Raw genomic sequence first — 26,174 nt, 5'->3', positions numbered from 1 at the left:
CGCCGCGAATCGGCGCGAAGCACACCGGCATTCCGATGGGCGGACTTTCGCCAATCGTGGTAAACAAGACGTTAACTCTGCCTCTCCGTACACCGCATTGTGAGCCCTCCGTCACGCACCAGGGCTTGAAATGACGCGGGCATCGGCGAATATCTGCGTTGCGCGCGGTGTATGCCGCCCGCGTTTTTGAAGATCGGCCCCGGGGAGTTTTCCCACCCGCGGATATCGCGGGCAGAAAGGCGGCCTGGTAACCCGGAAGGGAAAAGTTATGGAAGTGGGTATTGTAGGAATGGCGGGTGGCGCGGCTGCCCGCAAAGTCGTCCGCGACAAGCGGGATCATTACTTTCGCATCGGCGAACTGGCCCGGGAATTCGGCGTGACGCTGCGCACGCTGCGCTTCTACGAGGACAAGGGACTGCTGCACCCCAGGAGAGACGGCCTCACGCGCCTCTACAGCGAAGCCGACAGGAGGCGGCTGAAGCTCGTGCTGCGCTGCCGGAAGATCGGCTTTCCGTTGCGTGATATGAAGCAGATCCTGGAGCTCTACGGCTCTGGCGGCGCTACCGTTCAACAGCTCAAGCTGTTCCTCGGAAAGGCCGAGAAACAGATGGAGCATCTGGAGAACCGGCATAACGAGATCGAGGAGGCCGCGGGCGAATTGGCCAGCATGATCCGCGATATCCGCACTCGGTTGGATCACGGAACGCCGGGGCTTTCCACGTCTTCCCATGGCGGGCTAGAGCGTTTTCCGTAGGCAAGTGGAAACACTTGCCGTCGCGCAAATGCGGCTGAAACAAAGAAATGGAGCGGAACGCGCCAGCGGATGCGAACGCAATCCGCTCCAGCCCCACCGCCGAACAGGGACGTATCCGAAGGGGAGAGAAGCCCTCTTCGCATCCTCCTTCGCGTTCGCAGCGCATTCCCCTCCGCTTGCGTAAATATTTACGTTTACGCGAACGTCAAAATTTGTTAGAGAGCCCGGGTCTTTCGTGGCCATTTCCGACTGCGGCCAGGAACGCATTCTGGGAGAGATATCGATGCCGATCTATCGCGCGCCTGTGCGGGACACCGCCTTCGTCATCCGCGATGTGCTCAACTACCAACGCCTCGACAATATAGCGGGATTTGCCGACCTCTCTCCGGACGTGCTGGAAGCAATTCTGGATGAGGGCGCGAAGCTCGCCGAAAACGTGATGCAGCCGCTCAATCGCGCGGGCGATATGGAAGGTTGCGTGCGTCACGAGGACGGCTCCGTTTCCACGCCCAAGGGTTTTGCGGAGGCCTACCGGCAATATTGCGAGGGTGGATGGATGGGGCTTTCCTCGCCCGCCGAATATGGCGGTCAAGGCCTGCCCTATCTGGTCCACACGGCCGTCGGCGAGTTCCTTTCCTCGGCCAATATGGCGCTGATGATGTATCCGGGCCTCACCCAGGGCGCCATCGCAGCCATTCTCACCCACGGCACGGATGAGCAGAAGCAAACCTTCCTACCCAAGATGGTGGAAGGGGGCTGGACCGGCACAATGAACCTGACGGAGCCGCATTGCGGCACCGACCTGGGCCTGCTCCGCACCAAGGCGGTTCCCAACGGCGACGGCAGCTACAAGATTTCCGGCCAGAAGATCTTCATCTCCGCCGGCGAACATGACATGGCGGAAAACATAATCCATCTGGTGCTTGCCCGCATCGAGGGCGCGCCGGAAGGCACCAAGGGAATCTCGCTTTTCATCGTGCCGAAGCTCAAGCTCGACAAGGCCGGCAATCTTGGCGGGCCGAACGGCGTCTCCTGCGGCTCGATCGAGGAGAAGATGGGCATCCACGGCAATGCCACCTGTGTGATGAACTATGACGAGGCGGAGGGTTTCCTCCTCGGCGCGGAGAATGGTGGGCTGAAGGCCATGTTCACCATGATGAACGAGGCCCGGCTTGGCGTTGCCTTACAGGGCCTCGCCGTTTCCGAAGCCGCCTATCAGAACGCCGCCGACTATGCCCGCGAGCGCCTCCAGGGCCGCTCCCTCTCCGGGCCCAAGGCGCCGGACAAAAAGGCGGATCCCATTATCGTCCACCCGGACATCCGCCGCAATCTGATGACGATCCGCGCCTTCAACGAGGCGGGCCGCGCGGCTCTGCTCTGGATTGCGCTGCAATCCGACATCGCCAATCGCAGCGAGGATGAGAAGGCGCGGCAGGAGGCGGAAGACCATCTCGCCCTCATGACGCCGGTGCTGAAGGGCGTGCTCACCGACAAGGGCTTCGAGCATGCGGTGATGGCCCAGCAGGTCTTCGGCGGCCACGGCTATATCGAAGAGCACGGCATGAGCCAGTTCGTGCGCGATGCCCGCATCGCCATGATCTACGAGGGGGCCAACGGCATCCAGGCGCTCGATCTCGTCGGTCGCAAGCTCGCCCAGAATGGCGGGCGCGCGGTGCAGACCTTCTTCAAGACGGTCGGAGACTTCTGCGAGGAGCATCGCTCGGACGAGAAGATGGCGCCCTATACCAAGGCGCTGAAGAAGGGACTGAGCGATCTTCAGGCCGCAACCCTCTGGCTGATGCAGAATGCGATGCAGAAGCCGGACAATGCGGGTGCCGCCTCCTATGACTACATGCACCTCTTCGGCCTCGTGGCCTTTGGTTTCATGTGGGCTCGCATGGTGAAGGTGGCGCAGGACAGCCTCGCGCAGGGCGCCGGCGGCGGCGCCGGTTTCATGGAACGGAAGCTCACTCTTGGCCGCTTCTTCATGGAGCGCGCGATGCCGGAAACATCGGCTCATCTGGTGCGGATCTCCTCCGGTGCCGACACGGTGATGGCGCTGCCGGCGGAAGCGTTTTGAGTTGGCATTTCGCTGACATTCCTGTTCCATAGCCCCCGCTTGCGGGCGTTTCGATGAAATCCAGGCCGACCGGGCCGAGCCCAGGTTGGAACTGACGGGAGAACCAAATGGCTGACGCATATGTCTATGATGCCGTGCGCACGCCGCGCGGCCGCGGCAAGAAGGACGGCGCGCTGCATGAAGTGCCGGCCGTGCGCCTTGCGGCTAAGATGCTGGAGGCGGTGCGCGACCGAAATCAGCTCGACACGCGGTTGGTGGACGACATCATCTTCGGCTGCGTCGATCCGGTGGGCGAGGCCGGTTCGGTGATCCCGCGGTCAGCCGCGTTCGAAGCGGGCTATGACAATAGCGCGCCGGGCATGCAGATCTCGCGCTTCTGCGCCTCAGGCCTGGACGCCGTCAACCTGGGTGCGGCCAAGATCGCCGGCGGCTCGGACGAGATCGTGATTGCCGGTGGCGTGGAGTCCATGTCGCGTGTCGGCATGGGCATGTCGGGCGGCGCATGGTTCATGGACCCGTCGGTTGGTCTTCCCGCCTACTTCATGCCGCAGGGAGTCTCGGCCGATCTCATTGCCACGAAATACGGCTTCTCCCGTGACGACGTGGATGCCTATGCCGTGGAAAGCCAGAAGCGTGCAAAGAAGGCCTGGGAGAAGGGTTACTTCAAAAACTCGGTCATTCCCGTCAAGGATCAGAACGGCCTCGCCATCCTCGACCGCGACGAGCACATGCGCCCGGACACGGATATGCAGGCATTGGCCTCCCTAAATCCCTCTTTCGTCATGCCCGGCGAGATGGGCGGCTTCGATGCGGTAGCCGTTCAGCGCTACCCGGAGATCGAAAGCGTTAACCACGTCCACCACGCCGGCAATTCGTCGGGTATCGTCGATGGGGCCGCTGCAGTCCTCCTCGGCTCCAAAAGTGCCGGCAAATCCATGGGGCTGAAGCCCCGTGCGAAGATCCGCGCCTTCACCAATATCGGCTCGGAGCCGGCCATCATGCTCACAGGACCGGTGGACGTGACGGAGAAGCTTCTGAAGAAGGCGAAGATGAAGATCTCCGACGTCGATCTCTTCGAGTTGAACGAGGCCTTCGCTTCTGTCGTACTGCGCTACATCCAGGCCTTCGATATCGACGGCGACAAGATCAACGTGAATGGCGGCGCCATCGCCATGGGCCACCCGCTCGGCGCCACCGGCGCCATGATCTTCGGCACGGTGCTCGACGAGTTGGAGCGGCGTGACCTGAACACAGCGCTGGTCACCCTCTGCATCGGCGCCGGCATGGGTACGGCCACCATCATCGAGCGGGTCTAGGCGGGAGAGGAAAGCATCATGGCCGACTATAAGAACTTCACCGTCGAAACCGACGCCGACGGCATCGTGCTCGTCACCTGGAACATGCCGGACCGCTCCATGAACGTCTTCACCGAAGAGGTAATGGGAGAGCTGGAGACGATCATCGATCGGGTATCCGGCGAGCAAGGCATCAAGGGCGCAGTCTTCACGTCAGGCAAGGACAGCTTCTCCGGCGGCGCGGATCTCACCATGCTGCAGAAGATGCTGGGCCAGTTCCACAAGGAGAGGGCGAAAAACCCCGATAAAGCGACCAGAGAACTCTTCGACAATGCCGGCCGCATGAGCAAGCTGTGGCGTAAGCTCGAAACCTCTGGCAAACCCTGGGTCTCCGCCATCAACGGCACCTGCATGGGCGGCGCGTTCGAGCTTTCGCTTGCCTGCCACGGGCGCGTGGCGATGGACGATGATAGCGTGAAGCTGGCCTTGCCCGAGGTGAAGGTCGGCATCTTCCCGGGCGCGGGCGGCACCCAGCGCGTGCCGCGGCTCGCCAACACGCAGGAGGCTCTGCAGATGCTCACCTCCGGCCAGAACCTGAGCCCCAAGAAAGCGAAGGCCATGGGGCTGGTGCATGAGATCGTCCCGCGCCGAAAACTGATCGACACGGCGAAAAAGATGATCAAGGACGGGCTGAAGCCGGCTCAGCCTTGGGACGAAAAGGGCTTCAAACTGCCGGGCGGGCCGGTCTATTCGGCCGCGGGCGCCAATCTCTGGCCGCCGGCGATCGCCATCCTGCGCCGCGAGACCTACGGCAACTACCCTGCCGCGACCGCCATCTTGAAGTGCGTCTACGAGGGTCTTCTGGTGCCGTTCGATACAGCACTCCGCATCGAGCAGCGCTATTTCACGGAAATCATGCAGTCGAAGGAGGCGGCGGCGATGATCCGCTCGCTCTTCGTCTCGCTGCAGGAACTCAACAAGGGAGCGCGCCGACCAAAAGATGTGCCGGCTAAAAAAATCCGCAAGGTCGGTGTCCTCGGCGCGGGCTTCATGGGCGCCGGCATCGCCTATGTCACTGCGAAGGCTGGAATCCCTGTGGTACTGATCGACCGTGATCAGGAAGCGGCCGACAAGGGCAAGGCCCATTCCGCTAACCTTCTGGACGGCCTCATCAAGAAGGGCCGCGCCGCGGCGGAGGAGAAGGAAAAACTCCTCTCCCTCATCACCGCTACATCGGATTACGCCGCGCTCGAAGGCGCCGATCTCGTGATCGAGGCGGTGTTCGAGGATTCGAACGTGAAGAGGGAGGTCACGGAAAAGGCCGAAGCCGTCCTGAAATCCTCCGCCGTCTTTGCCTCCAACACGTCCACAATCCCGATCACGAGTCTTGCCAGGAACGCGAGGCGGCCCAAGAACTTCGTCGGCATCCACTTCTTCTCGCCTGTCGACAGGATGATGCTGGTCGAGATCATCCTCGGCAAGAAGACGGGCGACAAGGCGCTGGCGCTCGCCATCGATTACGTCCGCGCCATCAGGAAGACGCCGATCGTGGTCAACGACACGCGTGGTTTTTACGTGAACCGCTGCGTGCTTCGTTACATGCAGGAGGCATACTCCATGCTGATCGAGGGCGTACCCGCGCCCATGATCGAGAACGCGGCCCGTATGGCCGGAATGCCGGTAGGGCCGCTCGCGCTGACGGACGAGACGGCGATCGATCTCGCCCAGAAGATCATGAAGCAGACTGTCCGCGACCTGGGCGAAAAGGCGGTCGACCCCCGCCACATGGACCTGATCGACACGATGGTCGACAAGCACGGCCGCCACGGTCGCAAGAACGGCAAGGGCTTCTACGAATATCCGCAGAAGCCGGCTAAGAAGTTCCTGTGGCCGGGCCTCAAGGACCTTTGCCGCCAGCAGGACCCCGATGGGATTGACGTGGAGGAGCTGAAGGCCCGCTTCCTCTATGTCATCGCACTCGAGGCCGCCCGCGTGATGGAGGAAGGGATCGTCACCGACCCGCGCGAGGCGGATGTGGGGTCCATCCTGGCCTTCGGCTTTGCGCCCTATACGGGCGGCGTCCTGTCGCTTATCGACGGGGTGGGGGCCGCCGAATTTGCCAAGCGCGCGCAGCGCCTGCAGAAAAAGTACGGCAAGCAGTTCAAGCCGCCCAAGCTGCTCCTCGACATGGCTGAGAAGGGGGAGACCTTCTATACCCGTTTTGCGCCGGAAGGCGCTGGCGCGTTGAAGAAGGCCGCCTGATCGGGCGCCGGCCCTTCAGCCGCGAAGGGCCGGCGCTTTTTACAATGCGGAGCAACTGTCATGTATGTCTGGTTCAGGCTCCTGCGCGTGGCGGTCACCGGCCGCCGCCGGGGGCGCTTCAAGATGGGCGAAGAGAGCAGGATACCGCTCCGCTGCCTGCCTTCCGACATCGACATGAATTTCCACCTGAACAATGCCCGCTACATGATGCTGGCGGATCTCGGGCGCATGGACATCTTCTTCCGCAGCGGGCTGCTCACCACCGCCCGCAAACGCGGCTGGGGGCCGCTGCTCGGCGGGCTGCAGGTAAGCTATGTCCGGGAAATCCGTCTATGGCAGCGCTTCGAGCTCGTCACCACCATCGAGACGTGGGAGGGCACGCAGATCATCGGCCGGCACCGTTTCGTGCTTGCGGACGGACGCACGGCCGCCATCATCCTGACCACCGGCGGGGTCTATGATTTCCGCAACCGCTGCTTTCTCGAGGTGGGCGAAGTGATGGCCGCCATGGACAACGACCATCCTCCGCGACCGCCGAGTGAGGAGGAAAAGGCCTTCATGGCCTCGCATCAGGGGCTGCGGACGCTGGCGAAAACTTTCGACTGAGGCCTTTTCCGCTACATCATCGCCCTCTACGTTCCTCCCTGAATCGCACAGGAGGCCCCATGCCTGCGACCATCGACTACTACATGACGTCCGTTTCGCCCTTCACCTATCTTGGACACCAGACATTCCGCGCCATCGCGCACAAGCACGGTGCCGCGGTTAACGTGAAGCCCGTGAATCTCGGGCCCGTCTTCGACAATTCCGGTGCGCTGCCGCTGGCGCAACGTCCGCCTGTCCGCCAGCGCTACCGAAGGATCGAGTTGCAGCGCGTTGGCGACTATCGCGGCCTGCCGATCCACGTGAAGCCGAAATTCTGGCCGGTTGATCCTGCGCTGGCCGATCACACCATCGTCGCGCTGGTGGAAGCGGGCCACGATCCGCTGAGCTATATGGAGCGTGTGCTGGCGTCGGTCTGGGCCAACGAGGAAGACATCGCCGATCCCGCCACCCTTGCCGTGCATCTCGAGGCCGAAGGGTTCGACGCGGATGCCATCCTGGAAGCTGCAGGCAAGCCCAAGACTGCCGCGATCCGCGACCGCAATTCACAGGATGCCATAGCCGCCGATGCCGTGGGCGTACCCTGCTGGATCCTTGATGGCGAGCCCTTCTGGGGGCAGGACAGGCTCGAATATCTCGATCAGGCGCTCGCCAGCGGCCGAAAAGCGTTCTCCGCTTGAACCATCGGTTTGTGGACAAGCGATTCGGCAGGGTTTAGAACAGCTTTTCCCACAGGCGCTTCCTGCCTGAGGAGCAGCGGACTGGTGGAGGAAGAGGGGCGTGCTTTCGCACGAAAAGGTCTGGGCGGCTATCGACGCGCTCGCAGCGCGCCATTCGCTGTCCGCCTCTGGCCTCGCCAGGAAAGCCGGGCTCGATTCCACCGCCTTCAACCGCTCCAAGCGCTATTCCCCCGATGGGCGGCCGCGCTGGCCGTCGACGGAATCGCTCGCCAAGATCATCGATGCTACCGGTGCCTCGCTCGGCGAGTTTGTGGCGCTGATCGACGCGACAGGCGAATCCGCGCGGCGGAGGCCGGACCGCATCAGCGTTCCGCTCATCGGCTTTGCCCAGGCTGGTGCCGGCGGCTTCTTCACCGATGCGGGCTTTCCCGTCGGGCAGGGCTGGGAAGAGGTGGAACTGCCCGGCCAGGTAAGCGAGGCAGCCTATGCGCTGGCAGTGCAGGGCGATTCCATGCTGCCGCTCTACCGCAATGGTGATATGCTCGTGGTCGAGCCATCCGCTGCCGTGCGGCGCGGCGACCGTGTTGTCGTCAGGACAATGGAGGGCGAGGTGATGGCAAAGATTCTCCTGCGCCAGACGCCGCGCCAGATCGAGCTCCTGTCCCTCAACCCCGATCACCCGAACCGCGTTTTCGGCAATGATGAAGTGGAGTGGATCGCCCGCATCGTGTGGGCGAGCCAGTAGCCACCCTCCCCGCATGGGAAGGGTGGAAGCTCTAACCGGCGATCAATTCCCCTTTCAGGGCTTTTTTGATCAGCGCCCGCGTCTCCGTGAGGCCGTAAAGTGCGGCGAAGGAGCCGAAGCGTGGCCCGCGCTCCTGGCCCAGAAGCACCTGGTACAGCATCTGGAAGAAGGCGACGGAAACGCCGGGGCCGCCGCTCGGGCTCTGCTTGGAATGATCCTGGTAGCGCTCGATCCCGCGCGCAACGTCCAGGGCCGCGCTCTGGATCTCCTCGCCATCAGCCCCTTCGGGCAGGCTGGCGAGCTTCGCTTCGAGCGCCTCCAGCGCCTGGCGCTCGACCTCGTCCGGCCCGCGAAACGTTTTCGCGGGCTTCACGAAATCGTCGAAATAGCGGATCGCGTACTCCGTCAGCCGGTCGAGCTCGGGATGCGTCTGCGGTGTCACACCCGGCGCGTAGCGCGAGATAAAACCCCAGAGGACGCCCTTCTCGTGCGCATTGGAAGCGCTCACGAGGTTGAGCAGCAGCGCAAAGGGCACCGGCAGGTCGATATCCGGCGGGTTGCCGTCGTGGATGTGCCAGACGGGATTACCGAGCCGGTTCTGCCATTCCTGGCGCGGATAGGCCGAGAGGAACGCGTAGTAATCGTCAACCGCCCTCGGGATGACGTCGAAATAGAGCTTCTTTGCCGCCTTCGGCTTCTGGAACATGTAGAGCGACAGGCTCTCCGTCGGCGCGTAGGTCAGCCACTCGTCGATGGTGAGCCCGTTGCCCTTCGATTTCGAGATCTTCTGGCCCTGCTCGTCGAGGAAGAGCTCGTAGATGAAGTGCTCCGGTGGCTGGCCGCCGAGGATGGTGCAGATGCGGTCGTAGAGCGCCGCGTTCGGGCCGTGATCCTTGCCGAACATCTCGAAATCGATGCCGAGCGCGGCCCAGCGCATCCCGAAATCCGGCTTCCATTGCATCTTCACATGCCCGCCGGTGACAGGCAGCGTCACCTCGGTGCCGTCCTCGTCGTCGAAGGTGATGGTGCCATTCTGCGCGTCCACATGCTTCATCGGCACGTATAGCACACGGCCCGTCCTGGGCGAGACCGGCAGGAAGGGGCTGTAGGTCGCCTGCCGCTCCTCGCCGAGCGTCGGCAGCATGGCGGCCATGATCTCGTCGTAGCGCTCCACCGCGCGCAACAGCACCTCGTCGAACCGGCCGGACGTATAATAGTCGGTAGCGCTGGCGAATTCGTAGTCGAAGCCGAACCGGTCGAGGAAGGCCCTGAGCCGCGCATTATTGGCCGCCCCGAAGGAGGGATACTCGTTCGAGAACGGGTCCGGCACGCGCGTCAGCGGCTTGCCCAGATGCGCGCGCAGCATGTCCTGGTTGGGCACGTTGTCCGGAATCTTACGCATCCCGTCCATGTCGTCCGAGAAGCAGATGAGCTTGGTCTTCACCTTGTCCCCGGTGATCACGCGGAAGGCGTGCCGCACCATCGAGGTGCGTGCCACCTCGCCGAAAGTGCCGATATGCGGCAGGCCCGAGGGCCCGTAGCCGGTCTCGAAAATCACCGTCTCTGGGAAGCTGCGCCCCTCGTAGCGTTTGACGATTTTCCGCGCCTCCTCGAAGGGCCAGGCTTTGCTGTCCGCGGCCGCCTGCAGCACTTCCGGGGTAAGTTCAAGCGCGTGTTGAAGCGTCGTCGTCATATTGCTGTCCGGTGACTGTGATGTTTTCAGCGCTCCGCGGTAGCCGTAGGGCCGTTTTCAGGCCGGGCGCCGTGTGGCGTGTAAGCCCACCTGCGCCGTGCGTCAATCGCAACGCGATTCTTCGTTGCAGACGGCGCGGAGCACTCCTACCTTCGGCACGTGAACAATTGAAGGAATGCGCATGAGCGACACGCCGTCACCCCAGGAAGCTTTGATCTATCTGATGGTCGTCACCTCGGCCGCCGATCGCGACATGACCGACGCGGAACTCGGCAGCATCGGCCGGCTCGTCCGTACGCTACCCGTCTTCGACGGGTTCGATGAGGAGCACATCATCCAGACCGCGAAGAAGTGCCAAAGGCTCTTACAGACGGAGAACGGGCCCGAACGTGTTCTCGACCTCGTGCGCGACGCGATTCCGTCCGATCTTTACGATACGGCCTATGCGGTTGCAGTCGACGTCGTCGCCGCGGATCTTTATGTCGAACCTGAGGAGATGCGCATGCTCCAGATCGTTCGCAGGCGCCTGAAGCTGGAGCCCATCGTGGCGGCTGCGATCGAGCGTGCCGCCCGGGCGCGCCATCGGTCGCTGTGAACCCCGGTTAGTAGAAGCTGATCGGAAAGTAGCGCAAATAGAGTTCGGCGAAAGTGCCGTCCGCATCGATCTGCTGCAGCGCGTAATCGAGCGCCTGCGCGAGTGCGGGCTGGTCTTGGGGAACCGCGATGGCGAGGCCCTGGCCCAGATATTCGGGCGCGAGATAGGGCCCGCCGGCGAACGCGCAGCATTTCTTGCCCTCCTGAGCGAGCCAGAATGCGAAGCGCATGCCATCACCGAATGCGGCATCGATCTTTCCCTCGGCGAGCGCAGTCGTAAGCTGTGCTTCACCGGAAAAGGCAACCGCTTGCGCGCCGGCGAAGAGATCCCCCAGCATCCGCTCGTGCGCGGTGCCTTCCACCACGCCCACCTTCTTCGCCTTGACCGCCTCATGGATCGGCTCCTCTAGCTCGATTTCCCTGCGTGCGACGAAACGCGCCGGAAACGCCAGATAGGGGTGGGAAAAAAGAAATGTCTCGCGGCTTTCGCGCGTGATCGCCAGCCCGGCGATGACGGCTTCACCGTCTCCGTGCTCGAGCGCGCCTTCGAGCTCGTCGAACGGGATGGCCTGGATCTGGCACCGGCTGAGCATATCCAGTTCGCGGCATATGGCGCGCGCGAGATCGACGTGAAACCCGTTGAGCCGCCCGTCTTCGTCAAGGAAATTGAACGGGAAGAAATCGGTGGTGGTGAGAAAGCGCAGCCGCTGCAAGGTGGAAACGTCTGGTTTTGCCAGCCGCTGTTTGGCATCCCAGAAGCTCGGAATGGCCTGCGCGAGGCCGGGCTGCGCCACAGCTGCGCTCAGCACGATTGCCAGAATGATGCTTTTCCAGTTGCTCAAGGGATAGCCTCCATCCGCCTGCCTCCGTACAGCGTTGAGGCGCTTTTCGTCAAACGCTCGAAAGAAGCGGATCGCTGCCGGGTAACCACCCGTGCGAGCTGAAAGAATCTTGATGGGAATACTTTTGCGTGTGTCGCCCATTGACTGGGAGAAGCAAGTTTAACAATATGTGAACGGCAGGCGCCGTGGGACAGCAAGTGTGTCGGTGCCGCATAGGGGGCGATATGAAAGCGGAACCTTTGGGGAGCCGGCGACGCTTTTGCGTCTGTGCCGTGTTTGACTGGCCGCGTCTTTGGCGAAGAGGTGCTAAATCCTCTCGCGAAGGAGTGCACATCGGCATGTCCGGGCACTTCTGAGGCGACTTCCCGCACCAATTCCTATCCTGCTGAGAAAGTGAGGGGCTCATGTATGTGAGTAGCTCCGGCGGCACGTTTGAAAAGATTGACCGTCCCGTCGACCTGCCGAAAAGTATGATGGGGCTGGAGAATGTGGCGCCGTCCGGCCTCGCCGAATGGCAACCGATTCTGGAACGGCTCGGCATGTCCTTGCGGGAGATGCGCGATATCGATTTGCGGGCGCGTTTGGCAGGCGTGTACTTCCAGGGCGAGTTGCTGGCATCGGGCAGCGTCAGCGAGGTCGATCTTTTCCATGCGCTCGCTTTGTATCTGGGCCTCCCCTTCGATGGCGAGGTCTCCCCCGAAAGCCTCCTGCTCTTGGAGCGGCAGAATCTCCGGGCGCTCCGCCTTCCCTACGGAACCGGGCCGGTCATTGCGATGCGGGGTCTCGACAGGACAACATACCTGATTGCTCCCGAGCGCCTCGACATAGTGGCGATGCAATCCTTTCTGCACCGTCGGCCCAGCCTTGGCGCTTGTCTGCGCATCGTTACCCCTTCCGCGCTCCGCCGCGCCATCCGCGACCGCTCGAAGAAGGATCTGGCGCACATCGCCGTCCATGGCCTGTTCGAAAAGGCGCCCGACCTGTCGGCGCGTCATGTGCTCAATGCCTGGCAGGGAATCGCGATGGGGGCGGTCACGACGCTCGCTGTCACGGGCCTGGCCCTCGCTCCTTCCGCTGCGCTGGTCACGCTTCATGTCGTGCTTTCGCTCTTCTTCTTCATATGCGTGGCGCTGCGTGTGGCGGTCAGCCAAGGGGCGCGCAATCCCACTCCGCCGGCAGTGCTGAGGACGATGCGCGCCGAGCAGATGCCGGTCTACACCGTGCTGGTGGCACTCTATAAAGAGGCGGAGGTGGTGCCGGAACTGCTTGTGTCCCTGGGGCGGCTCGTTTGGCCGCGCAGCAAACTAGAGATCAAGCTGGTCTGTGAAAGCGACGATCTGGAGACACTTGCCGCCATTCGAGCGCAGGAGCTTCGGCCGTGGGTCGAGGTGATCGAGGTGCCCCCGCGTGGGCCGCGCACGAAGCCCAAGGCGCTCTCCTATGCATTGCCTATGACCACGGGCGAATTCGTGGTTCTCTTCGACGCGGAGGATCGGCCCCATCCGTTTCAGCTCGCCGCGGCCTGGGAACGCTTTCGCACGTCCGCCGAGGATCTGGCCTGCCTTCAGGCGCCCCTCGTGATTACCAACAGGCGCGAGGGCTGGATCGCTTCCATGTTTGCCCTCGAATATTCGGCCCTGTTCCAGGGCATGCTTCCGTGGCTTGCGCGGCGCAATCTCGTCCTGCCCCTCGGCGGCACCTCGAATCATTTCCGCCGCTCCGTGCTTGAGGAAATTGGCGGCTGGGATCCGTATAACGTCACGGAGGATGCTGACCTTGGTCTGCGCTTGGCACGCCGGGGCTACAGGACGGGCACGATCGGTTCCCCCACCTATGAGGATGCGCCCACGGCCGCACGCGTGTGGCTGCCGCAGCGCACGCGCTGGTTCAAGGGCTGGGCGCAGACCTGGCTCGTGCATATGCGGGATGTACCGCGGCTTTATCGCGAGCTCGGTGGAGCATCCTTTGCGGTTGTGCAGATACTGACGCTGGGCATGTGGCTCTCGGCTCTCGCTTATGCGGGGTTTGTCCTGAGCGCGCTCGTCCTGATCTCCCTGATGTTGGCCGGTGGGCCGCAGGTCGAGCACTACGCCGCGCTGCTGGCGCTCGACGCGACCAATGTCATATTTGGCCATGGCGCCTTCCTTGCGCTCGGCTGGCGCACCATGCCGAAGACGGAGCAGCGCGGCTTTTGGCGGCATGTGCTCCTGGTCCCTCTTTACTGGCTTCTGCTCTCGGCCGCCGCCTGGCGCGCCTTGTGGCAGCTCTATCGCTGCCCCCACGCCTGGGAGAAGACCCCGCATCGGGCGCGCCGGCGAAGAGGGCAGGAAAGCTAGCGCAGGAAGTCCAGTCCAGACCCGATCACTTTGGAGTCCTCCTCCCCGATCGCGTCCTCGTCCCGCCCCGCATAGGGCAGGGAAAGCAGGATACGGCGCATGACGGCAAGCCGCGCGCGGCGTTTGTCGTTCGCCAGGACGATCGTCCAGGGGGCGTGGTCGGAATGGGTGCGCTCGATCATGAGGTCGCGCATGCGTGTGTAGTCGTCCCACTTTTCCATGCCCTTCACATCCATCGGCGAGAACTTCCAGCATTTCAGCGGACTGTGCCGGCGATCATGGAAGCGCTTGAGCTGCGTCTCCCTGCCGATGTTCAGCCAGAATTTGAAGAAATGGGTGCCGTCTTTCACGATGGCGTGTTCGAAATTCGGCGTCTCCTCCAGAAACAGCGCATGCTCGGCCGGAGTGCAGAAACCCATCACTGGCTCGACTGTGCCGCGGTTGTACCAGGAGCGGTCGAAGGTCACGAACTCGCCGGCCGTCGGGAAATGAGCGATGTATCGCTGATAATACCACTGGCCGCGTTCTGTTTCCGTGGGCTTCGGCAATGCCACATTGCGAGCGAGGCGCGGATTCATGTTCTGGCGGATGCGGTGGATTGCGCCGCCCTTGCCGGCCGCATCTCGCCCTTCGAACAGCGCCATGACGCGGCTGCCTGTCGCCTGCAGCCAGCTCTGGAGCTTGACCAGCTCGATCTGAAGCGCCTCCAGTTGCTCGTCATATTTTTCCCGCTTGAGCTTTTGCTTGTGAGGATAGCCGCCCGCCGTCAGCACCCGATTCTTGATCCAGCGCGGCAGCTTCGGATCATCGATGTCGAATTCGCGCTCGACGCCGTCGCTCACGAATTGCAGCGGTTTTGTGTCGGGAATGGAGAACTTATCCAGAGCTTTGTTCATAAACTTTATCCCTTGCGGCAATAGGTTGGATGCTATCTGCGGCATCACGTAGGGTCTAGAGGCTGTTGGGGCTTGGAATGGAAGAGAAGAAGAGGAGCTCTCTGCAGGATTTTGCGGTGCGGGTCGGCGAAAGGCTGGCCGGCAACGCGGTCCTGCTTGCGGCCGCTGCCCTGGCATGCCTTGCGCTCGACCTCTGGTTCGGGGGCAGCGGGCTGGCGGCGGCATTGGCGGTCGCCTTCCTCCTGGTTGTGGCCGCACTTTTCCCCGCACAATCGAATGAACTGCGAGCGGAAGAGCGGGCTGATCACGGCACGCGACGCATGGAACTCCTTCCTGCGACCGATCTGGCCGCCGCGGTCCAGGACCCGCTCTATATCTTCGACACGCGCGGCGATGTGGTTTTTGCCAACGAAGCGGCCTCCGCCGCCTTCGGCGCGATCGCACCCGGCATGACGCTTCAGCTCAAATTTCGCGCGCCCGAAATGCATGATTTCATCGCCCGGGTAATGGAGAACGGCAAAGGCCCGTTTGCGATCGATTATGCCGAGCGCGTACCCTTCGAACGCGCCTATCGTGTTTCAGCCATGGCGATCGGCGACGATTCTGGCCTCTTTGTCATGCTTTTCAAGGACCAGAGCGAGGCACGACGGATCGATCGTATGCGGGCCGATTTCATCGCCAATGCCAGCCACGAGCTGCGCACTCCGCTCGCCTCCATTGCCGGCTTCATCGAGACGCTGCGTGGCCCTGCCCGGGATGATGCCAAGGCACGCGACGCCTTCCTGGAGATCATGCAGGACCAGACCTCGCGCATGGCACGGCTGATTGACGATCTGCTCTCCTTGTCGCGCCTGGAGGTGAAGCCATACGGGAAGCCCGGCGGCCGGCTGGACCTGCGCCCCCTCATCGGCGGTGTGCGCGATGCTCTTGCGCATCTGGCTGGCGAGTCGGGCGTGACGATCGAGCTCGACGTGCCGGAGCAGCCGGTCGAGGTGGCCGGCCATCGCGACGAACTGGTACAGGTCTTCGAGAATCTCCTCGAGAATGCCTGCAAATATGGCAGCTCTGGCGGCCGTGTCGTCATTTCCGCCAGCGGCACGGAACCGGATGTCGAACGGACGGTCACGGTGACGGATTTCGGCCCGGGAATCGCGGAGGAGCACATCCCGCGCATCACGGAACGTTTCTACCGCGTCGATGTGGAAACGAGCCGCGCCCAGAAGGGCACCGGGCTGGGCCTGGCGATCGTCAAGCACATCCTCACCCGTCACGGCGCGCGGCTTTCCGTGCGCTCCAAGGTGGGCGAAGGCTCGTCCTTTATCGTGCATTTCCCCCCGCCCGATTAGACTCTGACCCAAAGCGCGGAAGGGCGGAGCCCGTTATTCGGTGGCTGGCAAATCTTCTCTCCTATCCTATTTCTTTTTTCCGTCACGTAGATAGCGTACCAATGGCACAGGGGTGATTTGCTCCAGGAGGCCCCGGAATGCAAAGCGATCACATCATGCGCTCCTTTGACGAGGAATTGCGCTATCTCACCAACCAGATCGGCGGGATGGGCGGCTATGCCGAGCGCATGGTTGATGAGGCCGTGGCCGCGCTTGTCACCGGCGATACTGATCTTGCGCGAAAAGTGATCGAGGATGATGCCTTTCTCGACACCAAGGAACGCGAGATCGGTGAGAAGGCGGTGGTCATCATCGCCAAGCGTCAGCCCGTCGCTGCGGATCTTAGGGAGATCGTCGGCGCGATCCGCATCTCCGGTGATCTCGAGCGCATCGGCGATCTCGGCAAGAACATCGCCAAGCGCGTGGTCGCCGTCACCGAGACGCGCCAGCCTGCCCGCCTCTTCCGCGGCATCTCCGCCTTGTCGGACCTGGCGCTGGCACAGCTCAAGGAAGTTCTCGACGCCTATGCCTCCCGCTCGGCCGAGAAGATCGGCGTTGTGCGCGACCGTGACGAAGAGATTGACGCCATGTACACGTCTCTCTTCCGTGAACTCCTGACCTACATGATGGAAGATCCGCGCAACATCACCGCCTGCACGCATCTGATCTTCTGCGCCAAGAACATCGAGCGCATCGGTGACCACGCGACGAACATCGCCGAGACGGTCTACCACATCATCACCGGCACCACGATGCCACCGGAACGGCCGAAAGAAGACAAGAGCCACAAGGTCGTCGCGCCGCAGGACGCCATGGAAGCCGGCAGATAAGGAATTCTGCAGGCAAGCGGAATCCCTTGGCCTTCACAAGTGCAGCCGAGGCAAGGGACTGGGCGGTTCGCCGCTCGATTGACGGGAGCCGCTCCGGGTGCGGGCGCTGTCCCTGCAAAGCCTGAAAAAAGAGGGCGGCTTGCGCCGCCCAGGCCATCGGTCCGCTCGTTGTTGCCCCGTCCCTTATCTGCTCCGGCGGCGTTCCGATACCGGCTGGTAAGCCAGCCTTGAGTGATAGGTGCAATACGGCCCGGTATCGCCGGTGTCACTCCCACAGAAGCTGAAATCTTCCGCCAGGGGATCTCCGTTCGGCCATTTGCAGGTGCGCTCTGTCAGCTCGACGAGCTTCAGATTGCGCGAGATCGGAATCACCACGTCCGCGGCTGGGCGCATATACTGATAGGCGACCGCGTCTTCCTCGAACTGCACCTTCAATGCAGTCGCTCCGATCGATGTGGCTACCGGACGGCTGCCGCCGCTGCCGGTGCTACGCTGCCGGCGCTGGCCGGCGGCGGCATTGGCGCTGCTCGCCGAGGCGGCGGTCGCCGCCTTCTTCCGCCGCGCCGGCGCCGCCGCCGCCCGTCCCCGGGCCGACAGCTTCAGCCGGTGCACCTTGCCGATGACGGCGTTGCGGCTCACGCCGCCCAACTGCGCTGCGATCTGGCTCGCACTCAGGCCCTCGGACCAGAGCTTCTTCAACAGTTCGACGCGTTCGTCTGTCCAGTTCATCAGGACACGCTCCTGTGCAAGCGTGCGGAATCCGGTGCCTCTCTACCTGGCAAAAGCCCGGTAGACACCACATCTGCATGGGTCTGAAGGTCCGCCGCACGAAATCTAGTCGTTACGCGGTCAAACTACCTTATCGGTTGACTCGGTGACAAGAGTCCGCCTCGGCTCGCGAATCGGTTTTTGCGGTTTTCCCCAACTTGGGGGAACCCATGCACATTTCCTTCACAGTGGAGCTCGGGGCGTGAAACCAGTCTTTTCGTTGACTTCCCGGGGGAAAACGCTGATAAAAAGCCCGCGTGCCGCCCTCGGGGCGGCATTTTGGTTTCATCGGCCTGCGGCTTCATACGGTCGCGCAATATCCCGGAGAAGGTGTCCATGAGCGGTTCGGCGCTTTTCGATACATTTGCCAGGCTTCCCCTTTCCTTCGAGCGTGGGGAAGGGGTCTGGCTGATCACTTCCGACGGGAACCGATATCTCGATTTCGCCGCCGGCATCGCAGTGAACTCGCTCGGTCACGCTCATCCGCATCTGGTGTCCGCGCTCGCCGAGCAGGCCAGCAAACTGTGGCATGTCTCCAATCTCTACGAGATTCCCGGGCAACGTCGCCTTGGCGAGCGCTTGGCCGAGGCGAGTTTCGCCGACAAGGTCTTCTTCACCAATTCCGGCGCCGAGGCGCTCGAATGCGCCATCAAGACGGCGCGTCGCCATCACTATGTGAACGGCGAGGAGAACCGCTTCCGCATCATCACCTTCGAAGGCGCCTTCCACGGCCGCACGCTGGCGACGATCGCCGCCGGCGGGCAGGAGAAATACCTCGAAGGTTTCGGGCCCAAGGTCGAAGGTTTCGATCAGGTTGCCTTCGGCGATCTGAAGGCGGCGGAAAAGGCCATCACGCAGGAGACGGCTGCCGTCCTCGTAGAGCCCATCCAGGGCGAAGGCGGCATCCGCATGGCGCCCGCCCAGTTCCTCCGCGGGCTGCGTGAACTCTGTGACAAACACGGCCTGCTCCTGATCCTCGACGAGGTACAGACCGGCGTCGGCCGTACCGGCAAGCTCTTCGCCTATGAATGGTCGGGCATCACGCCGGACATTGTCGCCATCGCCAAGGGCATCGGAGGCGGCTTTCCGCTCGGCGCCTGCCTTGCGACCGACGAAGCCGCCAAGGGCATGACGCCGGGCGTGCACGGCACCACCTTCGGCGGCAATCCGCTCGCCATGGCGGTGGGCAACGCCGTGCTTGACGTGGTGCTGGAGCCGGGCTTCCTCGACGAGGTGGCGCGCAAGGGCCTGCTCTTGAAGCAGGGCCTCGCCGCGATCGCCGACTCCTTCCCCGACGTCGTGGAGGAGATCCGTGGCGAAGGCCTTTTGCTCGGCATCCGCTGCAAGGTGCCCAATTCCGCTCTCCAGCAGTCCATGCGGGAGGAAAAGATGCTGGGTGCACCGGCGGGCGAGAACGTGCTGCGCCTGCTTCCGCCCCTCACTGTCACCGACGAGGAGATTCAGGACGGGCTGGAGCGCATCCACCGTGCGGCGCAAGCCCTGGCACCGTCTCCGGCGGTGGCTTCGGCAGGCAGGGGATGAACGGCATGCCGCGTCATTTCATCGATCTTTCAGCCGTTTCATCGGCCGATCTGCGTTTCATGATGGACGATGCGCTGAGCCGCAAGCAGCGGCTGAAAGCCGGCCAGGGCGATAAGCCCTATGAGGGCAAGGTGCTTGCGATGATTTTCGACAAGCCCTCCACCCGCACTCGCGTCTCCTTCGATGTCGCCATGCGCCAGCTCGGCGGCGAGACCATCATGTTGACGGGCGCGGAAATGCAGCTCGGCCGCAGCGAGACCATCGCCGACACCGCCAAGGTGCTGTCGCGCTATGTGGACGCGATCATGATCCGCACCACCGCCCATGAGCGGCTTCTGGAGCTTGCCGACAACGCCACCGTGCCGGTCATCAACGGGCTTACGGACGACACGCATCCCTGCCAAATCATGGCCGACATCATGACCTTCGAGGAGCACCGCGGCAGCGTGAAGGATCGCCTCTTCGCCTGGTCCGGCGACGGTAACAACGTGTTGCACTCGCTTGTCGAGGCTTCCGCCCGCTTCGGCTTCCGGCTCAATGTCGCCACGCCGGTTGGCAGCGAGCCTGCCACACACTATCTGGAGTGGGCGCAGGCCAATGGCGGCCGTATCACGCTGACGAACGATCCGGAAGCGGCGGTCAGGGATGCGGACTGCGTGGTCACCGATACCTGGGTCTCCATGGGCCAGGAGCACCGCGCTCGCGGGCACAACGTGTTCCAGCCCTATCAAGTGAACGAGAGGTTGATGAGCTTCGCCAAGAAGGATGCTCTTTTCATGCACTGCCTGCCCGCCCATCGCGGCGAGGAGGTGACGGATGCCGTGATCGACGGGCCGCACTCGGTGGTGTTCGACGAGGCGGAAAACCGCCTGCATGCACAGAAAGCCGTTCTCGCCTGGTGCCTCGCCTCGTGAGTGAGGACAACGTAAAGCTTGGCGATTTCGGCTTCGCCGGCGACGACCATGTCGTTCCCTTCGACGTGGAGGCCCTGGACGTGCGCGGCCGTGCCGTTCAGGTCGGGCCGATGCTCGACCAGATCCTGGCGCGCCATGCCTATCCGGAGCCGGTCTCCCGCCTGCTCGCGGAGGTCATCGTGCTCACGATCCTGCTCGGCAGCTCGCTGAAATTCGACGGCAAGTTCATTGTCCAGACACGCTCCGACGGGCCGGTCGACATGCTGGTGGCGGATTTCTCCACGCCCGGCTCCGTGCGCGCCTATGCTCGCTTCGACGAGGAGCGGCTCGCCGAGGCCGTCGCCCGCGGTGAGGCCTCGCCCGAGGCGCTTCTCGGTGAAGGCGTGCTGGCGCTTACCATTGATCAGGGCCCCTACACCCAGCGCTATCAGGGCATTGTCCAACTCGACGGGTCGACGCTGGAAGACGTCGCACGCACCTATTTCCGCCAATCGGAGCAGATTCCTACCGAGGTTCGGCTGGGCGTGGCGCGCATCGTCACGCCCGGTGAGGGTGCTGAAGAGCGCTGGCGCGCTGGCGGCGTCCTGATCCAGTTCCTGCCTTCCGCGCCAGAGCGCGCTCGCATGGCGGATCTTCCAGGCGGGGATGGCGACGAGGACGATCCCGGCAACGGCCATCCCGAGGACAATGCCTGGCAGGAGGCGCTGGCGCTCCTCGACACAGTGGAGATCGATGAACTGCTCGATCCCACCGTGGGCGCGGAACGGCTGCTCTACCGCCTGTTCCACGAGCAGGGCGTGCGCGTTTTCGGGGGCGTGGACGTGATCGACAACTGCTCCTGCTCGCGCGAGAAGATCAAGTCGATCCTCGACGGCTTTACCGCCGAGGAGATCGAGGAGAGCACGCAGGAGGGCGTCATCCGCGTCAACTGTGAATTTTGTTCCAAGGAATATCTTTTCGATCCCAAGGAGTTCGAGGAGTAGGAGCGGCTATTGCTTCGACCGCACCTTGTCACCGGCCTTGATGCGAATGGGACCCCCCAAGCTTGATCCTACGTCTCACCGGCGGGCAAGAATGAGGCGGCGATCGCCCCTATTCACCCGACGTCTTTCAATTCACCGACACCTCGTCGCCCGGAAAATCGAGTGAGAAGGCGGGGATGTCCACCTCCAGCATCTCGCCGTCGTCGGTCTCCATCGTGTAGTGCCCTACCATGATGCCGGAGGAGGTGGAGAGCGGGCAGCCCGACGTGTAGCGGAAGCTGTTACCCGGCTCGATCTCCGGCTGTTCACCGACCACGCCTTCGCCGCGCACTTCCTGCACGCGACCCATGGCGTCGGTGATGTGCCAGTAACGCGCAAGCACCTTGACGCTCTCCCTTGAATGATTGGCGATCGTCACCTGATAGGCCCAGACATAGCGGTTCTCCTCCGGCTCGGAGTGATCCGGCAGGAAGAACGGCTCTACGGACACCTCGATATCGTGAGTAACGGCCCTGTACATGGTCCACCTCAGGCTGGCTTCCGGCCCCCGGCAGCGCATGACGACATTGTGACAGGTGATATGTATCCCGCAAGGCTATAGATCAATGCCGATGGTATGAGCGGGGAATTGCGCGTGATCGACGGCTGGGGACGACGGAAACTGGAGCCTCTTCTCATGGCAATCGGCGCGCGACTGGCCAACGAGGGGATCTCTGCGAATGCGGTCACCATCGCAAGTCTTCTGGTCGGTCTTTGCGCCGGCGCCGCGGTGGTCGTCGGGTGGTTCTGGCTGGCGATCGCGCTCATCCTCCTGAGCCGTCTGGGCGACGGGCTCGACGGTGCGGTAGCCCATCTCAAAGGCCGTACGGATTTGGGCGGATATCTCGATATCGTGCTCGACTTCGTCTTCTACGGGGCGATTCCCCTGGCCTTCGTCATCCATGATCCCGCCGCCAACGCCGTTTCTGGCGCCGTACTGCTTTTTTCCTTCTACGTGAACGGTGCAAGCTTCCTCGCCTACGCGACCATCGCGGAAAAGCGGCGCCTGATGACCCTCATCCGCGGTGAGAAGAGTTTCTTTTTCACGGTCGGACTTGCGGAGGCGGGCGAAACGCTGATCTTCTTCCTGCTCGTCTGCCTGCTGCCCGCCTGGTTCCCGATACTCGCCTATCTCTTCGCCGCGCTCACGCTTTACACCGCCGTCGCACGCATCGTGCTGGCAGCGAGGGCGTTTCGTTAGGTTCCGGTTCCGCAGCGCTTCGAATTCGCGAAGCAGGCCTCCCATTGCGGTATACGAGACACCGCAATGCAGCGAGTTGAGCAGTTGCTTGAAATTGTCTGGAGCGGGCGATGGGGATCGAACCCACGACATCAAGCTTGGGAAGCTTGCGTTCTACCACTGAACTACACCCGCGCGCTCCTGTAGATTGCCTTTCGCCCGCGCCCTGTCAAGCCGCTGCTCAAACCTTTGTGTGGACCCGAAGGGGCGACAAGGGCGGCTGAAGGCGTTATATCTTCGGGACAGGCGGATAGCGGCCTCGCAGCTTCCGTTCGACTTCACGCCGGGAACCGCTTCCGCCCCAACTAGCGTGGAGGAAATGGACAATGGCCGAGTTCCACGTCATCGCCGGCGCCAGCGAGAGGCTGGTCTATCCCGCCGTGCGCAAGATTCGGATGAGCGACCTTTCCGACTGCCTGAGGAGGGGCGCCGAGGACTTTTGGGAAAAACCCTCCCATTATGCCTTCGTGGCGCTGATCTATCCGGTCGCAGGCATCATCTTTGCCTACTGGACCTCAGGCAACAACGCACTACCGCTCCTCTATCCGCTGATGGCGGGTTTCGCACTGGTGGGCCCCTTCGCCGCGATCGGCCTCTACGAGATCAGCCGAAGGCGCGAAATGGGGATCGAGACCTCATGGCGGCATGCGCTGGAAGTACGCCGCTCCCCCGCCCGTTACTCGATTGCGGTGGTAGGGATGCTGCTCGCCGTCATCTTCCTTCTCTGGCTCTACGCCGCAAGCGCGCTCTACAATGTGCTCTTCGGGTCTGTTCCACCGGAAACGGGCGCGTTCGTGCGCGACGTCTTCACGACGCGGGAAGGCTGGATACTGATCATTCTTGGCAATGCCGTCGGCCTCGTCTTCGCCGTGATCGCGCTGGCGGCGAGTGTCGTCGCCTTTCCGCTACTGCTCGATCGCGACGTGGGAGCCTATGCGGCGGTCCACAGCTCGGTCAGGGCTTTCATGCGCAACCCCTTGGAAATCCTGGCTTGGGGACTGATCGTGGCCGTGCTGCTCGTGATCGGCATGGTGCCGCTCTTTGCCGGGCTCGCGGTCGTCCTGCCCATCCTGGGGCATGCGAGCTGGCATCTCTACCGCAAGCTGATCGCCCGGCCCCTCTCCTGAGGCCGGTCGGCGCTGCTTTAGCGGAAGTGCTTGGAGAGCTTCAGCGCCTGGCCCTGATAGTTTGACTTGAGATCCGCCCCGTAAAGCGAGCTTGGAAGTGCGCTCATGCGTTCATAGACCAGCCGCCCGACGATTTGCCCGTGCTCCAGGATGAACGGCACTTCGTGGCTGCGCACTTCGAGAACCGCGCGGCTGCCCGTGCCCCCGGCAGCGGAATGCCCGAATCCGGGATCGAAGAAGCCGGCATAGTGGACCCGGAATTCACCCACCAACGGGTCAAACGGCGTCATTTCGGCGGCGTATGCCGGGGGCACGTGCACAGCTTCGCGCGAGACGAGGATATAGAACTCGTCCGGGTCGAGAATGAGATCCTTCGAGCCGTGATTGTAGAGCGGTTCCCAAAAGTCGTGGATCTCGTGAGCTGCCTTGCGGTCAACGTCGATCAGGCTCGTGTGGTGCTTGGCGCGGTAGCCGACGAGCCCGTCGGGCCCGCCTTCGAGGTCGATGGAGAGTGCTATTCCTCCGCCTGAGATACTGGGCCGTTCGGCCGCCACCAGCGTCTCCCGCTCATGAAGATCGGCGAGATCGCTCTCGGTGAGCAGCGCATTGCCGCGGCGGAAGCGGATCTGCGACAGGCGCGAGCCGGGGCGCACGACGATCGGGAAAGTGCGCGGGCTCACCTCCAGATAAAGCGGGCCGGAATAGCCGGCGGCGATCTTGTCGAACTCCTGCCCGTGATCCGTCATCACGCGGGTGAAGATGTCGAGCCGCCCCGTGGAGCTTTTCGGGTTGGCCGAGGCGGAGACATCGGCGGGAAGGACGAGGCTTTCCGTGAGCGGCACGATGTAGACGCAGCCGGTCTCCAGCACCGCGCCGTCATCCAGGGGAATTTCGTGCAGCCTCAGCCGCTCCAGCTTTTCGGCCACGCGGGAACCGGGGCCGGGCAGAAAGCTCGCGCGCACGCGATAAGCCACCGCGCCCAGGCGCAGATCGAGGCTCGCGGGCTGCACCTGGTCCGGATCGAGCGGGCGTGGCGCGGTAAGCGCACCGCTCTCGAACAGTGCCGCGATCTCCTTATCCGGCAGGATGCCTGTGCTTGCCAATCCTTCCCCCTTGAGAAACTTGACCGGACCTTTACTGTGCACCGCGATTGACGCAAGCGAAAGCCGGGGCTAAAGGACATTTATCCCGTGGTGATTTGGCCGGTCGGCTTGCAGCCACGTTAAAGAAGTCGCTAAAAGGCCGCGCTCGATGCTCGACCGGCTTTCCGCGGCCGGTTTTTTGTTGAGCAGAGCGATGACGAAGAGATTCAACGACGACTGGAAGCCTCAAACCCGCCTCGTTCATGGCGGCACGCTGCGTTCGCCCTTCGGTGAGACCTCGGAAGCTCTCTATCTGACCCAGGGTTTCGTCTATGAGACCGCCGAGGCGGCCGAAGCCCGCTTCAAGGGCGAGGATCCGGGCTTCATCTATTCCCGCTATGCCAATCCCACTGTGGACATGTTCGAGAGCCGCATGTGCGCGCTCGAAGGCGCCGAGGATGCCCGCGCCACCGCCTCCGGCATGGCCGCGGTCGCCGCCGCGCTTCTCTGCTCGGTGAAGGTCGGCGACCACGTCGTGGCGGCCCGCGCGCTCTTTGGCTCCTGCCGCTGGGTGGTGGAGACGCTGATGCCGCGCTACGGCATCGAGACGACGCTTGTCGACGGATCGAAGCTCGATGCGTGGGAAGAGGCCGTACGCCCGAACACGAAGCTCTTTTTCCTTGAAAGCCCGACCAACCCGACGCTCGAGGTCTGCGACATCGCGGGTATCGCGAAGCTCGCCGACAGCACTGGCGCGCGGCTGGTGGTGGACAATGTCTTCGCCACGCCGCTGCTGCAGAAGCCGCTGGAGCTCGGCGCCCACGTGGTGGTCTATTCCGCCACCAAGCATATCGACGGCCAGGGGCGGTGTCTCGGCGGCATCGTGCTTTCCGACAAGGAATGGATCGACGAGAACCTGCACGACTATTTCCGCCACACCGGGCCCAGCCTTTCGCCCTTCAACGCCTGGACGCTGCTGAAAGGGCTGGAGACCCTCCCCGTGCGCGTGCGCCAGCAGATGGAAAGCGCGGGACGCGTGGCCGATTACCTGGCCGAGCATCCGAAAGTCTCCCGCGTGATCTATCCCGGCCGGCCCGACCACCCGCAGGCGGATCTCGTGCGACGCCAGATGAAGGGCGGCTCGACGCTCGTCTGCCTTGATCTCAAGGGCGGAAAGCAGGCGGCCTTCGCCTTCTCCAACGCATTGGAAATCATCCGCATCTCCAACAATCTCGGCGATGCCAAGAGCCTGATCACCCATCCCGCGACCACCACGCACAAGAACCTTTCGGAGGAAGCGCGGCTCGAAGCGGGCATCCGGCAGGGAACACTCCGTTTGTCGCTCGGGCTTGAGGACGCGGACGACCTGCTCAAGGACATCGAACAGGCGCTCGCGAGGGTCTGACCGTCTCTTCCTCGCTTCGATGGAGTTCGCGGATGTCAGAGGCCTGGAGGCAACGGTGCGGGAAACCCCACCCGCGGAA

The 26,174-nt window shown here is 63.0% G+C and carries 23 protein-coding genes, 1 tRNA gene and 1 riboswitch; of the genes, 17 read left to right on the top strand and 7 right to left on the bottom strand.

Going from position 1 to position 26,174, the window contains the following annotated elements:
* Positions 1-268 precede the first annotated feature (268 nt).
* The 7 genes from PVE73_RS24115 (at position 269) to PVE73_RS24085 (ending at position 8,419) form a co-directional block, all read left to right on the top strand.
* Positions 269-754, top strand: coding sequence for a MerR family DNA-binding transcriptional regulator (locus PVE73_RS24115; RefSeq protein WP_277364672.1), 486 nt, complete (start codon positions 269-271; stop codon positions 752-754).
* Between the two features lie 283 nt (positions 755-1,037).
* Positions 1,038-2,834: an acyl-CoA dehydrogenase C-terminal domain-containing protein gene (locus PVE73_RS24110; protein ID WP_277364671.1), complete on the top strand. Its 1,797-nt coding sequence runs from the start codon at positions 1,038-1,040 to the stop codon at positions 2,832-2,834.
* A gap of 107 nt (positions 2,835-2,941) precedes the next feature.
* Positions 2,942-4,150, top strand: a complete 1,209-nt coding sequence (locus tag PVE73_RS24105; RefSeq protein WP_277364670.1) for an acetyl-CoA C-acetyltransferase — start codon at positions 2,942-2,944, stop codon at positions 4,148-4,150.
* A gap of 18 nt (positions 4,151-4,168) precedes the next feature.
* The gene (locus PVE73_RS24100) at positions 4,169-6,391 is read left to right on the top strand and encodes a 3-hydroxyacyl-CoA dehydrogenase NAD-binding domain-containing protein (protein ID WP_277364669.1); all 2,223 of its coding nucleotides are present in this window, start codon (positions 4,169-4,171) and stop codon (positions 6,389-6,391) included.
* Positions 6,392-6,451: 60 nt separating this feature from the next.
* Positions 6,452-6,997, top strand: coding sequence for a thioesterase family protein (locus PVE73_RS24095; RefSeq protein ID WP_277364668.1), 546 nt, complete (start codon positions 6,452-6,454; stop codon positions 6,995-6,997).
* Positions 6,998-7,056: 59 nt separating this feature from the next.
* Positions 7,057-7,674 (top strand): 2-hydroxychromene-2-carboxylate isomerase, encoded by a 618-nt coding sequence (locus PVE73_RS24090; protein ID WP_277364667.1) that lies wholly within the window; start codon positions 7,057-7,059, stop codon positions 7,672-7,674.
* A 100-nt stretch (positions 7,675-7,774) separates the two neighbouring features.
* Positions 7,775-8,419, top strand: coding sequence for a helix-turn-helix transcriptional regulator (locus tag PVE73_RS24085; RefSeq protein ID WP_277364666.1), 645 nt, complete (start codon positions 7,775-7,777; stop codon positions 8,417-8,419).
* 31 nt (positions 8,420-8,450) lie between these two features.
* Here PVE73_RS24085 and PVE73_RS24080 read toward each other — a convergent pair whose 3' ends face one another.
* Entirely contained in the window at positions 8,451-10,112 is a 1,662-nt protein-coding gene (locus PVE73_RS24080; RefSeq protein ID WP_277364665.1) for a lysine--tRNA ligase, read from the bottom strand.
* Positions 10,113-10,293: 181 nt separating this feature from the next.
* Between PVE73_RS24080 and PVE73_RS24075 the strand changes: the two genes are divergently transcribed.
* Positions 10,294-10,707: a tellurite resistance TerB family protein gene (locus tag PVE73_RS24075; RefSeq protein ID WP_277364664.1), complete on the top strand. Its 414-nt coding sequence runs from the start codon at positions 10,294-10,296 to the stop codon at positions 10,705-10,707.
* Positions 10,708-10,714: 7 nt separating this feature from the next.
* Here PVE73_RS24075 and PVE73_RS24070 read toward each other — a convergent pair whose 3' ends face one another.
* Positions 10,715-11,548 (bottom strand): transporter substrate-binding domain-containing protein, encoded by an 834-nt coding sequence (locus PVE73_RS24070; RefSeq protein ID WP_277364663.1) that lies wholly within the window; start codon positions 11,546-11,548, stop codon positions 10,715-10,717.
* A 404-nt stretch (positions 11,549-11,952) separates the two neighbouring features.
* Here PVE73_RS24070 and PVE73_RS24065 point away from each other — a divergent pair, with 404 nt between their 5' ends.
* A complete protein-coding gene (locus tag PVE73_RS24065; RefSeq protein WP_277364662.1) occupies positions 11,953-13,884 on the top strand; it encodes a glycosyltransferase in 1,932 nt (643 codons plus the stop codon).
* Here PVE73_RS24065 and ppk2 read toward each other — a convergent pair.
* Complete coding sequence (ppk2, locus tag PVE73_RS24060) at positions 13,881-14,780, bottom strand: polyphosphate kinase 2 (protein ID WP_277364661.1); 900 nt, start codon at positions 14,778-14,780, stop codon at positions 13,881-13,883. The two genes, PVE73_RS24065 and ppk2, sit on opposite strands and share 4 nt — an antisense overlap.
* Before the next feature lie 77 nt (positions 14,781-14,857).
* On the opposite strand from ppk2, the gene PVE73_RS24055 reads away from it, so the two are divergent.
* The gene (locus PVE73_RS24055; protein ID WP_277364660.1) at positions 14,858-16,126 is read left to right on the top strand and encodes an ATP-binding protein; all 1,269 of its coding nucleotides are present in this window, start codon (positions 14,858-14,860) and stop codon (positions 16,124-16,126) included.
* A gap of 137 nt (positions 16,127-16,263) precedes the next feature.
* Positions 16,264-16,995: a phosphate signaling complex protein PhoU gene (phoU, locus tag PVE73_RS24050; protein ID WP_277364659.1), complete on the top strand. Its 732-nt coding sequence runs from the start codon at positions 16,264-16,266 to the stop codon at positions 16,993-16,995.
* A gap of 183 nt (positions 16,996-17,178) precedes the next feature.
* On the opposite strand, the gene PVE73_RS24045 is transcribed toward phoU, so the two are convergent.
* A complete protein-coding gene (locus PVE73_RS24045; RefSeq protein ID WP_277364658.1) occupies positions 17,179-17,724 on the bottom strand; it encodes a GcrA family cell cycle regulator in 546 nt (181 codons plus the stop codon).
* A 375-nt stretch (positions 17,725-18,099) separates the two neighbouring features.
* On the opposite strand from PVE73_RS24045, the gene PVE73_RS24040 reads away from it, so the two are divergent.
* From PVE73_RS24040 to PVE73_RS24030, 3 genes are read left to right on the top strand one after another with little or no spacing between them, the layout of a single operon-like run.
* Positions 18,100-19,305, top strand: coding sequence for an aspartate aminotransferase family protein (locus PVE73_RS24040; protein WP_277364657.1), 1,206 nt, complete (start codon positions 18,100-18,102; stop codon positions 19,303-19,305).
* Entirely contained in the window at positions 19,302-20,219 is a 918-nt protein-coding gene (argF, locus tag PVE73_RS24035; RefSeq protein ID WP_277364656.1) for an ornithine carbamoyltransferase, read from the top strand. The genes PVE73_RS24040 and argF overlap by 4 nt, the downstream gene beginning before the upstream one ends.
* Positions 20,216-21,202 carry an Hsp33 family molecular chaperone gene (locus tag PVE73_RS24030; RefSeq protein ID WP_277364655.1) on the top strand — a complete coding sequence of 329 codons (987 nt, stop codon included), beginning with the start codon at positions 20,216-20,218 and terminating at the stop codon, positions 21,200-21,202. The genes argF and PVE73_RS24030 overlap by 4 nt, the downstream gene beginning before the upstream one ends.
* Before the next feature lie 127 nt (positions 21,203-21,329).
* Here the strand turns inward: PVE73_RS24030 and apaG are convergent, their stop codons facing one another.
* Positions 21,330-21,722, bottom strand: coding sequence for a Co2+/Mg2+ efflux protein ApaG (gene apaG / locus PVE73_RS24025; RefSeq protein ID WP_277364654.1), 393 nt, complete (start codon positions 21,720-21,722; stop codon positions 21,330-21,332).
* A gap of 114 nt (positions 21,723-21,836) precedes the next feature.
* Here apaG and PVE73_RS24020 point away from each other — a divergent pair, with 114 nt between their 5' ends.
* A complete protein-coding gene (locus PVE73_RS24020) occupies positions 21,837-22,442 on the top strand; it encodes a CDP-alcohol phosphatidyltransferase family protein (RefSeq protein WP_277367561.1) in 606 nt (201 codons plus the stop codon).
* Between the two features lie 99 nt (positions 22,443-22,541).
* Here PVE73_RS24020 and PVE73_RS24015 read toward each other — a convergent pair.
* Positions 22,542-22,616, bottom strand: a tRNA-Gly gene (locus tag PVE73_RS24015).
* Between the two features lie 191 nt (positions 22,617-22,807).
* Between PVE73_RS24015 and PVE73_RS24010 the strand changes: the two genes are divergently transcribed.
* Positions 22,808-23,608 (top strand): DUF2189 domain-containing protein, encoded by an 801-nt coding sequence (locus tag PVE73_RS24010; RefSeq protein WP_277364653.1) that lies wholly within the window; start codon positions 22,808-22,810, stop codon positions 23,606-23,608.
* 17 nt (positions 23,609-23,625) lie between these two features.
* On the opposite strand, the gene PVE73_RS24005 is transcribed toward PVE73_RS24010, so the two are convergent.
* A complete protein-coding gene (locus PVE73_RS24005) occupies positions 23,626-24,711 on the bottom strand; it encodes a 2'-deoxycytidine 5'-triphosphate deaminase (RefSeq protein WP_277364652.1) in 1,086 nt (361 codons plus the stop codon).
* Between the two features lie 77 nt (positions 24,712-24,788).
* A riboswitch (SAM riboswitch) is annotated at positions 24,789-24,866 on the top strand.
* Between the two features lie 38 nt (positions 24,867-24,904).
* Here PVE73_RS24005 and PVE73_RS24000 point away from each other — a divergent pair.
* Complete coding sequence (locus PVE73_RS24000; RefSeq protein ID WP_277364651.1) at positions 24,905-26,095, top strand: O-succinylhomoserine sulfhydrylase; 1,191 nt, start codon at positions 24,905-24,907, stop codon at positions 26,093-26,095.
* Positions 26,096-26,174 lie beyond the last annotated feature (79 nt).

Source organism: Chelativorans sp. AA-79, assembly GCF_029457495.1.
Taxonomy (GTDB): Bacteria; Pseudomonadota; Alphaproteobacteria; order Rhizobiales; family Rhizobiaceae; genus Chelativorans.
The sequence above is the reverse complement of the archived record's forward strand: the minus strand, read 5'-3'. Positions and strand labels throughout refer to the sequence as shown.